This is a genomic window from Clostridium sp. AM25-23AC (genome assembly GCF_003435125.1).
In the GTDB taxonomy this organism is placed as follows: Bacteria; Bacillota; Clostridia; order Lachnospirales; family Lachnospiraceae; genus Pilosibacter; species Pilosibacter fragilis.
In genome coordinates this window covers 25652-41283 of the sequence record NZ_QWGI01000028.1, presented here as the reverse complement: position 1 = coordinate 41283, position 15632 = coordinate 25652, and the positions used below count along the sequence as shown (strand labels likewise).

The 15632-nt window shown below is 50.1% G+C and carries 14 protein-coding genes; 3 read left to right on the top strand and 11 right to left on the bottom strand.

Features of this window, described 5'->3' with window-relative positions:
• The first annotated feature begins 65 nt into the window (after positions 1-65).
• Positions 66-1091, top strand: a complete 1026-nt coding sequence (locus DW677_RS14565; protein WP_021905128.1) for a sugar kinase — start codon at positions 66-68, stop codon at positions 1089-1091.
• A 223-nt stretch (positions 1092-1314) separates the two neighbouring features.
• Here DW677_RS14565 and DW677_RS14560 read toward each other — a convergent pair whose 3' ends face one another.
• From DW677_RS14560 to DW677_RS14515, 10 genes are all read right to left on the bottom strand, one after another.
• Complete coding sequence (locus DW677_RS14560) at positions 1315-1950, bottom strand: GNAT family N-acetyltransferase (RefSeq protein WP_117468983.1); 636 nt, start codon at positions 1948-1950, stop codon at positions 1315-1317.
• 2 nt (positions 1951-1952) lie between these two features.
• Positions 1953-4097 (bottom strand): M28 family peptidase, encoded by a 2145-nt coding sequence (locus DW677_RS14555; protein WP_242992186.1) that lies wholly within the window; start codon positions 4095-4097, stop codon positions 1953-1955.
• A 126-nt stretch (positions 4098-4223) separates the two neighbouring features.
• Positions 4224-5099, bottom strand: coding sequence for an SseB family protein (locus tag DW677_RS14550; protein WP_117468982.1), 876 nt, complete (start codon positions 5097-5099; stop codon positions 4224-4226).
• Between the two features lie 154 nt (positions 5100-5253).
• Positions 5254-6633 carry a L,D-transpeptidase family protein gene (locus DW677_RS14545; RefSeq protein WP_015552957.1) on the bottom strand — a complete coding sequence of 460 codons (1380 nt, stop codon included), beginning with the start codon at positions 6631-6633 and terminating at the stop codon, positions 5254-5256.
• Positions 6634-6998: 365 nt separating this feature from the next.
• Positions 6999-8249, bottom strand: a complete 1251-nt coding sequence (locus DW677_RS14540) for a M20/M25/M40 family metallo-hydrolase (protein ID WP_117567683.1) — start codon at positions 8247-8249, stop codon at positions 6999-7001.
• Positions 8250-8450: 201 nt separating this feature from the next.
• Entirely contained in the window at positions 8451-8963 is a 513-nt protein-coding gene (locus tag DW677_RS14535) for a nitroreductase family protein (protein WP_015552955.1), read from the bottom strand.
• 136 nt (positions 8964-9099) lie between these two features.
• On the bottom strand, positions 9100-10308 hold the full coding sequence (locus tag DW677_RS14530; RefSeq protein WP_117567682.1) for a cation:proton antiporter: 1209 nt from the start codon (positions 10306-10308) through the stop codon (positions 9100-9102).
• Positions 10309-10310: 2 nt separating this feature from the next.
• Positions 10311-11075, bottom strand: coding sequence for an amino acid ABC transporter ATP-binding protein (locus tag DW677_RS14525; protein ID WP_117567681.1), 765 nt, complete (start codon positions 11073-11075; stop codon positions 10311-10313).
• Between the two features lie 19 nt (positions 11076-11094).
• Positions 11095-11745, bottom strand: a complete 651-nt coding sequence (locus tag DW677_RS14520) for an amino acid ABC transporter permease (RefSeq protein ID WP_347465600.1) — start codon at positions 11743-11745, stop codon at positions 11095-11097.
• Positions 11746-12091: 346 nt separating this feature from the next.
• On the bottom strand, positions 12092-12952 hold the full coding sequence (locus tag DW677_RS14515) for an amino acid ABC transporter substrate-binding protein (protein WP_117567680.1): 861 nt from the start codon (positions 12950-12952) through the stop codon (positions 12092-12094).
• Positions 12953-13299: 347 nt separating this feature from the next.
• Between DW677_RS14515 and bsh the strand changes: the two genes are divergently transcribed.
• On the top strand, positions 13300-14274 hold the full coding sequence (gene bsh, locus DW677_RS14510; protein ID WP_117503550.1) for a choloylglycine hydrolase: 975 nt from the start codon (positions 13300-13302) through the stop codon (positions 14272-14274).
• Positions 14275-14336: 62 nt separating this feature from the next.
• Positions 14337-15281, top strand: a complete 945-nt coding sequence (locus DW677_RS14505) for a membrane dipeptidase (protein WP_117567679.1) — start codon at positions 14337-14339, stop codon at positions 15279-15281.
• 166 nt (positions 15282-15447) lie between these two features.
• On the opposite strand, the gene DW677_RS18380 is transcribed toward DW677_RS14505, so the two are convergent.
• A complete protein-coding gene (locus tag DW677_RS18380; protein ID WP_165859930.1) occupies positions 15448-15615 on the bottom strand; it encodes a hypothetical protein in 168 nt (55 codons plus the stop codon).
• Positions 15616-15632: the final 17 nt, after the last annotated feature.

Below are 15632 nucleotides of genomic sequence, written 5' to 3'. Positions count from 1 at the left end.
TTTTAAACGTTTTATTTGAAATAGCACAACAGGTTAAATTATATTAAATTTTAAGGAGAATCCTCATGTCCAAGAGAGTTATTACATTTGGTGAAATCATGCTCCGTCTCGCTCCGGAGGGATACTATCGTTTCGTTCAGGCTAACAACTTCGGCGCTACTTACGGCGGCGGCGAGGCTAACGTAGCTGTTTCCCTTGCAAACTACGGTTTTGACGCTGCATTCGTTACAAAGCTTCCGAAGCACGAGATCGGTCAGGCTGCTGTCAACGAGTTAAGAAGATACGGCGTTGATACTTCCACTATCACACGCGGCGGCGACCGTGTAGGTATCTACTTCCTTGAAAAAGGTGCTTCCCAGAGACCGTCCAAGGTTATCTATGATCGTGCACATTCCGCAATCTCCGAGGCTACTCCGGAAGATTTCGACTGGGCTAAGATCTTCGAGGGCGCTGACTGGTTCCACTTCACAGGTATCACACCGGCATTAAACGACACTGTTGCTGCTATCTGCCTTGAGGCATGTAAGAAAGCAAAAGAACTCGGCATCACAGTTTCCTGCGACTTAAACTACAGAAATAAGCTCTGGACAAAGGCTAAAGCAGGCGAGGTTATGGGTGAGCTCTGCAAATATGTTGATGTCTGCATCGCAAACGAAGAGGATGCTTCCGATGTATTCGGTATCAAGGCTTCCAACACAGACGTTACAAAGGGTGCTGTAAACCACGAGGGTTACAAGGACGTTGCAAAACAGCTTGCTGACCGTTTCGGTTTCCAGAAGGTTGCTATCACACTTCGTGAGTCCATCTCCGCAAACGATAACAACTGGTCCGCTATGTTATACGATGGCAAGGACTACTACTTCAGCAAGAAATACGCAATGCACATCGTTGACCGTGTAGGCGGCGGCGACAGCTTCGGCGGCGGACTGATCTACGCTTGCTTAAGCGACATGGATGCTCAGAGCATTATCGAGTTCGCAGTAGCAGCTTCCTGCTTAAAGCACTCCATCGAAGGCGACATGAACATGGTTTCCGTAGACGAAGTTAAGAAATTAGCTGGCGGCGATGGATCCGGACGTGTTCAGAGATAATCAAAATCTTTGATCCTGCATCACCTGTATATCGGGTGATGCGATCATGAAATAGTTGCCCAATTTGCCAATAAGGGCAAGTTTATTCCTCAATATATACCATAAAAATAAGGACCTCAGCGGCTGCCAATCGCTGAGGTCCTTGTTTTTTATCTGTTATGAAATTTCCTGACCGTTTCCGGTGCACCGCAGAGCCGCCATGGCCGGATAAGTCCTCTTCAGGTTACTGAATTTCTCTCACCAGGCAATACTGCTTCAGTCCCATGCCTTTCTCCACGATCCCGAACACCTTAAATCCGAAATGCGCATAAAACGCCACATTCTTCTCATTGTGCGTCTCCAACGAGATCATCATCCGGTGTTCTCCGGCATACCGGATCGCATCATCCATCAGTTTTTCCGCAACCCCGTGATGCTGTACACTCGGACTCACCGCAAGGTAGATGATATGTAAGCGGTTCTCCTGGTGAAGCTGGGCCGTCCAATGGGAGTTTAAGTAATCACGTCCCTTGATAAAATTCCAGAGCGTCTTTAAGCTCTTGTCCTCCTTGATCAGATACTCATCTGTCTTTAAGGACGCCCACGCTTCTGTAAGGTAAAAGCGGACCGGATCATATTCCTCCGCCTCATCGGAGACGACCAGGAGTCCGTTTAACTCCGGGCTATCCGCAAAAATTTCACATGTCTCATAAAACTCGTTCAGATCACACTCAAAAAGTTCCGGCATCAGCCGCTTTCTCGTCTCGGCATCCGGGATCAGAGTCTCATAAAGCGGGTCTCTGGCAAAACATTCTACCAGCATTTTCTGGAGCCGGGGCAGATCTTCTCTCTGTACCCGGTACAATATCTGGCTGTCCATAACTAAAAATCCAACACCTCTTTCGCTTTTTTTAACCCATCCGTCAGGGTATCCACGGCCTGGGTCATATATCTTATGTCATCGTCAAAGCAGGCAAGCTGCTCTTCCTCCATTTTTTTCAGTGCACAAAGCTCTTCCGTCACGTCATGTCCGCCCTCGGCGATCTTCTTTTTGAGACTCTTGACCTCTTTCGAGAGATCCACATGATGGACGATCCGTCCAGCTCCCCACTGCAGCCGGTCTTTTTCCTGGTTCAAGACATATTCCGTAAAATAGTGATATACTTCATCGTCAAACTGGAACGCATACTGATTGTTGTCCACCAGATACAAGGCGTCAAGAGCCCCTCTGACGTCCTTATTTTCCAGACTGCGCACTGCATCGCCGATATGGCGCAGATTGCTCTGGGCGGCCTCGTGGGGGAACAGGACCTCATCGTGCCAGTTGAGACGGACAAAATAGTCCTGGCATTTGCGGAACAAATACAAGAGCTGCCTCTGAAGCGCAGCGTTTCTATCATTCGCTTCTATATCCACTGCATTTTCGCCACGTTGAACAGTCGCACTTTCCGCTGCATCCGCCCCATCAGCCTCGGATTTTTCTTCTATATGAGATTCTTGACCACCTTTATGTATACAGCATGCAGCATCGGCATTCTTCACATCATTAATTTCTTTTACCTTCCGGTACACCTCATCCGCGATCTTCTTCGCCTCAGCCGTCCGCTCCAGCAGAACCCGGATACTCTTCTCGTCCTCCCGTCCCGTAACCGGTCTGACGCTCTCCTGGAGCGCCTGGAGCGTTCTTCCAACATTCACCGGCGCAACTTTCACCCGGTCGAATGCCATGACAAGAAGTCCATACAGCTCATGGTGGAACCGGAACACATCCGCGTTGTAATACTCGTCGTTGTCAAACTGGGAGTGATAATGGGTCTCCATAAACTCCGCGCTGCTAAATTCATTCACCATGGACGGAATTCCTGAGATCGCAACGGAGAAATCATCTGACCACGTCTCGATCGGGCACTGGACCCCGAGACCTTCCGGGTAGACCTTTCTCGCGTCCACAGGAAACTCTTTCACAAATTCTGTCAGGAAGTCTTCATATTCGTAGGTGGACCGGATCGCGTCCCAGGGATTGTGGGCGTAGGCCGGGAGCTCGAAATTCAGGTCCGCGATGACCTTTCCCTGCCATTCCGGCCGAAGCTTAAATACCTGCTGCCATGCACCGGTAGACCAGTCATACTTGGAGTTCTCGATCCCCCATTCCTCCGCCGCCATACAGCAGAAAACGATGGTCTTCTCAGGTTTATATCCAATCTCTAAAAGCGTCCTGGCGATCCCAAACATCAGCGCGATAGCGCAGTTATCATCCTGAAATCCATCAAAATAAGAGTCATAATGGCCGCTGAGCAGGATCATGTCCTCCGACCTTCCGGGAATGGTTCCCCAGACATTATAGGATGGCATATTTTCCTTCACTACGGATTTCGCGTCAAACTGTACCGTGATCCGCGGTTTCTCCTTTAATGCCGCTTTCAGGATCTCCGCATCCTTTCTCGACATGGAAAACGCCGGGGCGTCCTTCGGTCCTGCGATATCCTGGGCATTTAACGCCTCACTGTTGATCTCTCCATAGCCGTTGTCCTGAACCGCGATCACCGCCGCCGCGCCCTTTAAGTGGGCCTGATATACCGGATAGTTGATCCACCACTCATCTCGCTGGTTGATATCCACCATCACAAGGCATCCTGTCACATCCACTCCGTCATAGTCCGCTTCCTTTCCGCGTCCGGCGTAGACAAGTGGATACTCTTTCCATCCATCCGTCACAAACTCCGTCTGATAAGCGCCGAGCTGGATTTCATGTTTTTCTCCGTCTCGGTCCGTAAACCGCACGACCGCCTTCTCAAACTCCCAGGAATCCAGACAGAGCTCATCCTTATGGATATCGGAGAGCCCGATCCGCTTCATCTCCTCTTTCAGGAATTCACCGGTGTCAAATTCCGCCTTCGATCCCGCCGTGCGGTAGCCGAGAACCGGATTGCTCTTAAATTCCTCCATCTTTTTCGCAAGGCGGTAGGAGTAGCCGATATCCACTGCCTTCAAATATATTTCTTCGATCTTCCTTCTGTCACTCTCCAAAGCTGTCAACCTCCTTACCCCACCTCTGCGGGCCTGTTCCCTGAGACCGGGAAGTATTACAAACTCCGCCGCATCCTGCTCACTGTTTTCCGTGATGCGGACACGCCGGAGTTTCATAATTTTTCTTTAGTTCTCTGCCTTATTCCCGGCTCCGCTCTCTTCCTCAGCGCCTGCTCTCTCATGAGTCGCATTGACCTCGACCTGAGTTGCCTGAACTGCCGCCTGAGCATCCGCATGTGCAGCAGCTTCCGGGTTCGGAACAGTACGCTTTGTGATCGGCATCTGGAGATTAACGCCAAATGGGTTTACAACCACTCCCTTTGCCTCTTTTACGAGGATGCTCGGGATCTTATCTGCGGTTACCGCGATCGCTTTGAACTGGTTCTTCGAGTTGAATTTTCCGAACTCAATGATGTCCGTAAAGATCGGCTGGTACGCATCACCGTTTTTCTGTTTTAATAACGGAACGCCCGCACCTTCCTGAAATGCGGTGATGTATGTTCCGCGTGTGAAATCCGCAAGGATCTCCTCCTGCATCTCCTTTAACTCATCCGGCATCTTCTCGAATTTCTGTCTGCGAAGCTCCTGCATAAAGTACAGGGCGGTCAGATGAAGGCTCGGGTTCTCGATCCAGGTTTTCTTCTCTTCTTCCGGTGCATCCGGCTTATTCTGGCCCGGACGGTTCACAAGCTCCGAAAGCTGGATCCGGCACTCGCTCTCCATATACTGGTCTACCATCAGGCAGTTTACACCCATCGTGTAAAGATTTCCATAAAAGTGAAGCATCTGGTTCGCGTCGACTTTCGCGATCTGTACCGGGATCTTCTCCTCGATGAGGCGCTTGCCCTCACGTCTGATATCTTCTTCCTTAAAATAGAGCAGAACTTCGTCATCGAATGTCTCTTTGTCGCATACCACATACGGCATTTTTGTGCACAGAGACATGATAACATAGATCTCCTTTGCGTTTCTTAACTGATTTAAAACCTGCTGTTTATCCATTTTTTCTTTCCCTTTCGGTATTCATGCTGCGGCTTTTGTCACCTTTTCCGGTGCATATCTCCCTCTGATGAATATTCTTTCCATAATTATTTTTCGTAAATGCGCAGCCATACTGAACAGTTACTTTTCATCCTTTTTGAGATCCGTCCCCGCTTTAATTGCAGCAGATGATCGGAATTCCCTTATATGCGTTCTCATACACCTGTGCTGCTACCTTCGGCGGCAGGTTGATGCATCCGTGGGAACCGTTTGTCTGGTAGATCGTTCCGCCGAACTTGCTTCTCCAGTCCGCGTCATGAAGTCCGATCCCACCGTTGAACGGCATCCAGTATTTTACAGGCGCCGCATAATCTTCTCCCTTTAATACACGGTCTTTCTGTTTATAATACAGCTCAAAGAGTCCCGGAGGTGTCGTGTAGTTCTTTGACACGTTTCCGGATACGAACGGGCTGTCGATGATCACTTTTCCATCTTTATAGAAATAGAGATGCTGTGTGGCAAGATCCACCTCGATATAAGTCTGTCCGAAATCATAACCATCGTGGGTCGCGCCGCGGCTCTCGTAGATCGGCTCGCGCTCCGTTGTCTGGCACGCTTTTACTGCCTCCACGAGGGCGTCTGTCTCGGCTGTCTGGTTGATCTTCCAGCCATATTTTCCGTATACAACAACATCCCGGCCGGATGTCGTCTTATACTTATGGTTTCCGTAAGTGTCATACTTATCCGCTAAAGACTTCACATATGCTACTGCCTTGTCACGGTCTACCTGGATCTCGGTGCCGTTCGTCCCAGTCACCCATTTTGCCAGTTCCAGACCATCCAGGGTCTCTCTGCTGGATCCAAACACATATGTAATCTGGATATCCTTGTATGCGTTTAATGTTGTGCAGAGCTGTACCAGGTTCGCGTCATCAGATTTTACGGTGATCTTTTTATAGCAATCCTCGTCTGCAAGCCGGATCTGTTTTTTCTGGCTTAAAAGTGCTGATTTAACGGCAGCCTTCATTTTATCCATATCCAGTTCGTTTCCCTGAACTTCTGGAACGATCGTAAAGGGTTTTCCTTCCTCGTAAGCAGAGATATACGCGTTGGAAGTCGGTGTTGCCGCCGTCACACAGTGCAGGTTTGCCAGCGCTGCGGCAAGCTTCCCGTCATCGAGAGTTGCCTCCACGGTCACTGTGTAGCTCTGGTCAGAGCCGGGCCCCGTCTTTCTTCCTGTGTCATTCTGCTCCTTTAAAATATCATCGACGCTGCCGGTAACGTTTAAGTGGTAACCGACATCGGTTCCCTTTAAGACTTCCAGGTTGCCGTCCGCGTCCTGTATTTTAATCTCGTAGTGTTCGTTGAAATAACCTTCCAGATATCCTTTCGCCTGCTGTGCCGTCTGCTTGGAGACATCCACCGCATTGATCGTAGTGCCGCGTACAAATTTTGCCGTATCGCTATCTGCCGCTGCCATCGCAGGAAACGCTGTTCCCACCACCAGCATGCCGATCACAGCGCCTGTCGGAAGAAGCATTCTTATTTTTTTCATGATTCCATCCTGCCTTTTTTATTTTCAGTTACCGGATTGCTCTCTTCTTGTTCGCCTCCGGCGCCCAAGAAGCTCCGGGCATTGCCCTTATACCGCTTTTCATTCAAAAGCGTTTATGCTGGCAAGCTTGCAGCACGCTTTCGACTGCAGATCGGCACAATCCAACTGTCATTCTCTATTTTATCCAACGCACTACATAGTGTCAAGGTGATTATTTCTTGCTTTTTCCTTGATTTTCTGCGGCAAATGTGCGGCTTTTCATAAAAAGTGTCACCATGCAGATCGGTCGATCAAAAACGGCACACACCCGCCATTTACCTGACAGGCCTGTGCCGTTTTCATGCTAAGCTTTCATTTTTATCCTGCTATTTCTCGATAATGCTCTCTACATCATCCATGCCCGCGCAGAGCAGCGCAAGCAGCAATGTCTGCTGGCAGCCCTTATATGCACCCTCAACCTTAAACTGCTCGGAAAGCATATGCGCGTGGATATCATAATCCGCGCCCATGCCGAGGCACACTGCCGGGAGTCCTGCTTCGAGAGCACGGTTGCAGTTTGTGGAGCCACCATTTCCAAGCTTCGGCTCCTCGCATCCAAGATACTCTGCCGCCGCCATGGCGCCCTCTATGATCGGCGCATGGGCATCCTGATGGCCGGCATTGACATCACAGATATGTTTTACATCGTATGTGATCGTATCCATGCCCCAGCGCTCTGTCTCCTCCCTGCATGCCTCATCGATGGCATCGAAGATCTTCTTGCGGAGCTTCTCAAGCTCTTCCTGGGAGTTCGAACGGAAGTTGAAGCGGATCTGTGCCACCGGAACGATCGCATGGACAGCCTCGAAGCTTCCCGCCTGCATGGTGGTCACCGCAAATGTAGTCATCGGCTCCTTCGGAACCTGGATCTCAGAGATCTTCGCGATCGCACGTCCTGCCGCATGGATCGGGTTTGCTACCTTTGCGAAGGCTCCGCAGGCATGTCCGCCGATGCCGTGGAAGTTGATCTCGTATGTCTGGATTCCGGTCGCCTCATAGGTGATCTCCTGAAATCCCGGGCCGTCAACGGAAATGCTGGCATCCAGCTCCGGATGGTGGTTTACATAATACTGCATTCCTTTTAACGCGCCGGTTCCTTCCTCCTGAACCGTTCCGACAAACTGAATATCGCCCTTTGTCTCAATTCCTGCCGCATTTAAAGCGCGGATCGTAGACAGGACGGTCGCACATCCTCTCGTATCATCCACGATTCCCGGGCATTTGATAAAGCCGTCCTCACGGACGATCTCAAGCTTTGTATCAAGCGGGAATACCGTGTCCATATGTCCCTCTACAAGAACCGTCTTTCCGCCACCGGTACCTTTTCGGATTCCGATGCAGTTGCCGTACTCGTCGATATGGCAGTCTGTAAGACCTTCCTCCTTAAACATCTCAAGAAGTCTCGCTGCTTTTTTCTGCTCATGGTTCGTCGGTGCCGGGATCAGGGTAAGCTCGATCTGTCTGTTGATGATCTCGTTCTGGTCATCTTCCATAAACTGAAGGGCTTTCTGAACCTTTGCATCCTTTGTCAGTGTGTCGAATTTCTTCTGAATCTTCTCGGAAACCTTATATTCCATCTGTCATTCCTCCGTTTTTCAATACTGAGTAACAGAAGCGGTCATCTCAGGCTGCCTCCTGTCCGATATTTTACCACAAAAAAGTTTTTTTGTGTATTTTTATACGAACAAAAGTTTTTATGCTGCGAACACTCCAAAAAAAGAAGAGACCTGCCCGTGGCTTTCCTCCACTTTGGCAGGTCTGAATCTATGTATATGCTTTTACAGGCGGATCACCATCTCATCTAGCGGCATTCTGTCGGTGTGAAGTCTTGACGGATGCGCCGTCTCTGCCGGATATCCGAGCGGAAGCATCGCAGTCGCAACAAGTCCCTTCATCTCCGGGAACAGCTCATGAAGCTTCTCCTGGCTGAACATACCGACATAGCAGGTTCCGAGACCGAGATCTGCCGCCTGAAGCATCATCTGTGTCGCCGCGATCGTCGCATCGATCTCTCCGTGGTTCTTCATATCTCCCTCGCGGTTCCAGGCCTTCGCCGGATCATACGCGACAACAAGGATCACCGGTGCATGGAACTTGCATGCGGTGCACTCCTCTGCTTTCTCTAATGCCTCTCTGCTCTGCATCACAAGAATGCGCTGCGGCTGGAGATTGTGAGCCGTCGGTGCATTGTGGCCTGCCTCCAGCACCTTTTCCAGCTTTTCTGCCTCCACCGGGCGATCTGCATATTTTCTAAGAGAATATCTTTCTGCGCATAATTTTTCGAAATCCATAGTTGCCTCCTGTTTTGCGGTATTTCAAATATCCGCTCAGTGAAATAAAACGTCCCTGATGAAAACGCCTGCCTGATACCGCATATTTTGCGCTCATTATAGCCCACATCCGGTATTTTTTCAAATCAAATTTATATTATGAGATGTTTTCCTGTTTTTTCAACAGCTTCTTATACGTCATATCCATCCCGATCGCCCCAAGCGGTGCCGTGATCAGGATTGCAAGGACCGCTACTGACAACACGATCTGACCGCAGGCAAGTCCCATCGCCATCGGAACAGAACCGATCGCCGCCTGCACCGTCGCTTTCGGCAGATACGCGATCACCGTAAATACCCGTTCCTTCTTATCCAATGCCGTTCCCGTCATGCACACAAGAACACCGACAGCACGGAACACCAATGCCAGCAGGATCATGACAATCGCCGCGGCTCCGGCTGTCGCCGTATACCGGATATCAACCGCTGCGCCGACCAGTACAAATAAGACAACTTCCGCCGCGATCCAGAGCTTTCCGAATTTCTCCGAGAGTCTTCCTGAGACAGATTTCGGACATTTGATCTTCAGAACGCATGCCATGCTGACTACGGCCAGCAGACCGGACACTGATACATAAGCCTTCACCCATGTCTCCACAGCCATCAGAAGGAAGGAAACTCCAAGAACGATCATGACCTTCATACTGTTTCTCACATAATGCGCTTTCGCATAGGCGGTCTCAAAAAAGAGGCTCAAAAGATATCCAACGACCGCGCCCAGCAGGATTCCAAGCACAATGGACACCGGGATATTTAAAAACTGCTTCATATCCGCCGTACCGCCCTGGGCCATCCCGGAAAATATGGAAAACAGCACGATTACAAAGATATCATCGCAGGACGCTCCCGCTAAGATCATCTGTGGAATACTCTTTTCCGTTCCATATCCGCTTTCCATGAGCTGCACCATCCGCGGCACTACGACCGCCGGAGACACTGCCGCCAGGACCGCGCCCATGACTGCCGCCTCAATTCTCGTTATCCCCAGGATCATCGGCGCACAGAGCAGATATCCACAAATCTCAAAGCTTGCAGGTACAAACGACATCATGACTGCCGGACGGCCTACTTTTTTCAGATCCGCAAGATTTAAGGAAAGTCCCGCTTTCAATAAAATAATAATAAGAGCCATCTGCCGGAGTTCCGATGAGATCGATAAGATCTTATCGTCCAGAAGTCCCAGCACATGCGGTCCCAGAATAATTCCCGTGAACAGCATACCAATAATACGCGGCAGCCGCAGCCCACCACAGATTGCGGCGGCGAAAAGTCCCACTAAAAATATTAACGCAAGAGAGGTCAACATAATTACAAGATCTCCCCATATCGTCCCAGAAAGCTCTTCATTCTCTCATTATCGGATGCGAACACCTTCTCCGGCGTTCCCTCCTCGACGATCACGCCGCCCTCCATGAAGATCACGCGGTGGGAAATATCCCTTGCAAACGCCATCTCATGGGTAACGATCACCATGGCGATATTCAGATTTGCCAGAGAACGGATCACCTTTAACACCTCGGCTGTCAGCTCTGGGTCCAGAGCTGATGTGGGTTCATCGAAGAACAGGATCTTCGGGTTCAGCGCCAGAGCTCTCGCGATCGCCACACGCTGGCACTGTCCTCCGGATAACTGGCAGGGATAATAGTCTTCCTTGTCCGCCAGTCCCATCTTCTTTAACAGCTCTCTCGCTTCCTGATATACCTTCTCCTTGTCTCGCTTCTGCACATGGATCGGCGCGTCAACGATATTCTTCAGCACAGAATAATGCGGGAAAAGATTAAAATTCTGGAACACGAGACCATACTGGCTCCGGATCTCCTTCATGTCCTTCTTATCCGCATAGACCACATGTCCGTCCTTGTCCGTCCATGCCGCTTTTTTCCCAAGATATACGATCTCGCCGCCATCCATCTTCTCAAGCATTGTCGCGCACCTGAGCAGCGTTGATTTCCCGGATCCGGACGGTCCGATGATGGATACGATTTCGCCCTCGCCGATGCTGATGGAGATATCCTTCAGCACGGACAGGTTCTCAAATGATTTTTCTACATGATTTAACTCTAACAGATTCATGATCCACAGACCTCCAGTCCTACCGGTAATAATCCAGCTTTTTCTCGATCCACTCCATAACGACAGCCACGATGAGGTTGAACACATAATAGAAAATTCCGGCTGCGACAAACGGGATCATATTTGTCTGGGATGCTGCCAGAGCTTTCGCGATCGTGAACATCTCAGCGACACTCAGGGTGAATGACAGGGACGTATCCTTTACAAGTGTGATCACCTCGTTTGTGATCGACGGCAAAATGCGCTTGATAACCTGAGGCAGAATGATCTTGAAAAAGGTCTGAGCTTTCGTGTAGCCAAGGATCTGTGCCGCCTCATACTGGCCGATCGGCATCGACTGAATGCCGCTGCGGTAGATTTCTGCAAAATATGCCGCGTAGTTGATCACAAAGCCGATAAAGGTCGCTGTCAGGCGGTAACCGCTGCCGACTTTAATATGAAACAGATAGTATGGTCCGAAATAAACGACCATCAGCTGCAGCATTAACGGAGTTCCGCGCATGATAGAGATGTAAAATTTTACGATCATGCTGATCACGCGATTTTTCGATAAGCGTCCGAACGCCACAATAAGTCCAAGTGGAAGAGAAAACAGCAGCGTGATCACGAAGATCTGCGTACTGATCAGCATACCACCGGCGAGCTGTGCGACCATCTGCCCGATTGTCATTTTACCCATACGATATTTACCTGCTTTCCTTCATATTCAAGTCGAACGTCCGTGAGACTTGGCGCGTGATTCTGGTCAGCAAAGCTGACATATTCCATACAGAATCACTGCGCATCCTCGCGGAGCGTTTATCTCAGTCAGAGACCTGACTCCCACTGAGACAAATTTGCTATTATTCACCATCTAAAGAGGTGGGAGTCTTCTCGACTGAGATAAATAACACAAATTACGGGAACTGTTTTCCGGTTCCCGTAATCAAAATTCTTTTACTATTTTAGCCGATATGGGAATGTCTGTCAAACAGCATTTCCGTATCCCGCAAGATTTCTACAGCTCCGACACGCGCTTACTTTCCGATCGTCGTAACGTCCTCGCCGAACCATTCATCAGAGATCTTCGCTAATGTGCCGTCGGCAGCCATCTCCTCTAACGCTCCCTGTACTTTATCTCTTAACTCTGTGTTGCCCTTCTTAAAGCCAATGCCATATTCTTCCTCAGAGAGGGAATCGTCAAGGATCTTAAAGTCCGCGTTTCTCTGCTTGATCTGGTATCCTGCAACGATCACGTCCATTGCGACTGCGTCAACCGCACCCTGTTCGAGATCCATAAATGCGGTATTATAATCCGGTGTCGTTAAAAGCTGGCCGAATGTATTTGCGAGATCCTGATTCTCCTTCAACGCAGCCTCCGCGGAGGAATCGGCCTGTACTTCCACGACTTTTCCCGCAAGGTCAGCCTGACTCTTGATATCGGAATCGTTCGCTACAACGAATACCTGCTTGTTTGCCATATACGGTGTAGTCCAGGTATAATCATCCTCGCGGCCTGTGATCGTAAATCCGTTCCAGATACAGTCGATGTTGCCGGATTCAAGCTCCATATCCTTGGAGTCCCAGGCGATCGGCTGTGCCTTGTATTCGAGACCGAGACGGCTTGCGACCTCTTTCGCGAGATCAAGGTCAAAGCCTGTGTATTCGCCGTTGTCACCAACAAATCCCATTGGCGGGAAATCCTGATCGAAGCCGACGATCAGTGTGCCTCCTGCTGCTTCTGCCGTCTCCGCTGCTGTCGTACCTGCTGTTGTTGTCTCCTCTTTTTTCTCGGCAGTTGTCTCTGCTGCTGTTGTCTCTGTCTTTGCTCCGCCGCATGCTGCGAGGGAAAGTACCATTGCGGATGCCATAACTGCGCTTAATAATCTCTTTTTCATCATTATTTCCTCCTCTTATCTGTCCGTGATCCGGCTGCCCGGACCAGCTTTTCGTCGTATCCGAAAACCGCCCGCATTTTTCTGTCCGGTTTCATTTCTCTGTTTTCATCGTGTTATCATGTTACCATACTAAAGTGTTTTTGTAAAGCTCTTTTTAATGAATTTTTCCAAAAAATGCGGTATAATCTTTTTTATGCAGAAGAAACTATATCCGTATTTATCTCAGGCGAAAAGACTCCCGCCTCTTTCAGGTGGTGAGTAACAGCAAATTTGTCTCCGTGGGAGTCAGGTCTCCGAATGAGATAAACGCGCTGCGAATTTACTATTTTTAAGGAGGTTCCTGTCTTATGTGTACAGCAGCAACTTACAAGACAAAGGGCTTTTATTTTGGAAGGACCTTAGACTACGAATTTTCCTACGGAGAGGAGATCACGATCACTCCCCGCAATTACCCGATCCCGTTCCGCCATATGGGTACGCTTACATCCCACTATGCCATCATCGGCATGGCGCACATTGCAGACAATTATCCTCTGTATTATGATGCCATGAACGAAAAGGGACTCGGCATGGCAGGACTCAACTTTGTCGGAAACGCCGCCTATGCAGAGCCGGTGGATGGAATGCAGAATGTTGCCCAGTTTGAATTTATCCCCTGGATCTTAAGCCGGTGCGCAACCATTCCGGAGGTCCGCGAAGCACTTGCCCGTATGAATCTTGTCGGAACACCTTTTAGTCCGCAGATGCCTGCCGCAAGTCTCCACTGGATCATTGCCGATAAAAACGAGGCGATCGTTGTGGAATCCATGGCCGACGGACTCCATGTCCATGATGATCCTGCCGGTGTTCTCACAAACAATCCGCCCTTCGATCTGCAGATGTTCCATTTAAATAACTATCTCGGGCTTTCCCCGCGCCAGCCGGAAAATCATTTTTCTCCGGAGCTTCCGCTTGCCACCTACAGCCGCGGCATGGGCGCTCTCGGTCTTCCGGGGGATCTCTCTTCCCAGTCCCGCTTTGCCCGCGTGGCATTCACCCGCGCGAACTCGATCTCCGGTGACAGCGAAGAAGAAAGCGTCAGCCAGTTCTTCCATATCTTAGGCTCTGTGGACCAGCAGCGCGGCTGCTGTGAGGTTGCAGAAGGAAAATATGAGATCACGATCTACACCTCCTGCTGCAGTGCCGAGACCGGAACCTACTACTATACGACCTACGAAAACCACCAGATCACCGCGGTGGATATGAAAAAAGAGGCGCTTGATTCCGATTCCCTGATCCGCTACCCGATGATCCTAAAAGGCGAGATCCGGAGACAGAATTGACGGAAACGTCTGAACGGTTCCGTTACAATAAATTCAAAATATATTTTCAGGAGGAATTTCCCATGAATCCCTATGCTTTGATCGATCTGCACTGCGACACGCTCACAGACTGTACCCATAAGGGGCTGACCCCGGACACGCTTGATGATCCGGACCGTGTGCTCTCCCTGAACGCGATCCCGTCTGACGTTCACTGGGCACAGTTTTATGCCATCTTCATCCCGGATCAGTACCGCGGGCAGGCTGCCATCGATTACTACGAAACAAACCGTGACAATTTTAACCGCCAGATGGAAAAATTTCATGACCGCATCTCCCCCTGCCGCTCCGCTTCCGATATGCAAGCTGCATGGGATGCAGGAAAGACGGCTGCTTTTCTGACCATCGAGGGCGGAGCCGCTCTCGCCGGTGATATCACCCGCGTAAAAAAGCTGGCAGATGACGGAGTCCGCTGCATGACGCTCACCTGGAACGGCGAAAATGAGCTCGGTTCCGGCCACACCACCACTCACGGAATGACAGGCTTCGGACGGCAGGCAGTCCGTGAAATGGAAGACCGCGGGATCCTCGTTGATGTCTCCCATTTAAACGACACCGGCTACGCCGACCTCTTTGAGACCGCCCGCCGCCCGTTCGTTGCGACCCACTCCAACGCACGCTCCATCTGTTCCCACAAGCGGAACCTGACGGATGACATGATCCGCGAGATGGTCCGCCGGAACTGCCTCATTGGCCTCAACTACTGTAAGAGTTTCATTACCGACGGAGGCATCGGCGATTCTCCCGACGACCTCTACCGCCACATCGAGCACTTTTTCAGCCTCGGTGCCTATGAAAACATCGCTCTCGGCTCTGACTTTGACGGTACGACACTTCCTACATACCTGAACACTCCGGCAAAGGCTGCTGATCTCTACGAATATTTCCTGGAAAAGGGAATGTCAAAGGATCTGGCAGAGGGAATCATGTTCCGGAACGCAGAAGAATTTTTCAGAAAAAATCTGTAATTTGCATCCGTCTGCCCGCAAATGCGCATCATCGGCACGTTAATGCCTTTTGTGTAGCAGGGAATTCCCCGAAACTTCCTGTTACACAAAAAGGGCGTGTGAAAAATGAAGCTTTATTCTTCACACGCCCTTCGCGTCCGATCCTGTTCCGTTTCAGGATCATTTTTTAAGTTTTTTTCAAGACTCCCTCAATTCCGCCTTCTACCAGAATGCGGGCATCCAAAAAGCAGTCCAGATTCTTTGCCTTCTTCCCATTGCTGACCCAGTCCAGAAACAGACCGACAAACACTCTGGAATACGCCCTGCTGATAAAGTTCTGCTTCTCAACCGACATATTCGCGATTCCCGGAT

Coding starts and splice junctions, on each gene's coding strand:
- DW677_RS14565 (WP_021905128.1), top strand. CDS start 66: ATGTCCAAGAGAGTTATTACATTTGGTGAAATCATGCTCCGTCTCGCT.
- DW677_RS14515 (WP_117567680.1), bottom strand. CDS start 12,952: ATGAAAAAGAGATTATTAAGCGCAGTTATGGCATCCGCAATGGTACTT.
- DW677_RS14535 (WP_015552955.1), bottom strand. CDS start 8,963: ATGGATTTCGAAAAATTATGCGCAGAAAGATATTCTCTTAGAAAATAT.
- DW677_RS14525 (WP_117567681.1), bottom strand. CDS start 11,075: ATGAATCTGTTAGAGTTAAATCATGTAGAAAAATCATTTGAGAACCTG.
- DW677_RS14540 (WP_117567683.1), bottom strand. CDS start 8,249: ATGGAATATAAGGTTTCCGAGAAGATTCAGAAGAAATTCGACACACTG.
- DW677_RS14530 (WP_117567682.1), bottom strand. CDS start 10,308: ATGTTGACCTCTCTTGCGTTAATATTTTTAGTGGGACTTTTCGCCGCC.
- DW677_RS14560 (WP_117468983.1), bottom strand. CDS start 1,950: ATGGACAGCCAGATATTGTACCGGGTACAGAGAGAAGATCTGCCCCGG.
- bsh (WP_117503550.1), top strand. CDS start 13,300: ATGTGTACAGCAGCAACTTACAAGACAAAGGGCTTTTATTTTGGAAGG.
- DW677_RS14550 (WP_117468982.1), bottom strand. CDS start 5,099: ATGGATAAACAGCAGGTTTTAAATCAGTTAAGAAACGCAAAGGAGATC.
- DW677_RS14505 (WP_117567679.1), top strand. CDS start 14,337: ATGAATCCCTATGCTTTGATCGATCTGCACTGCGACACGCTCACAGAC.
- DW677_RS14520 (WP_347465600.1), bottom strand. CDS start 11,745: ATGACAATCGGGCAGATGGTCGCACAGCTCGCCGGTGGTATGCTGATC.
- DW677_RS18380 (WP_165859930.1), bottom strand. CDS start 15,615: ATGTCGGTTGAGAAGCAGAACTTTATCAGCAGGGCGTATTCCAGAGTG.
- DW677_RS14545 (WP_015552957.1), bottom strand. CDS start 6,633: ATGAAAAAAATAAGAATGCTTCTTCCGACAGGCGCTGTGATCGGCATG.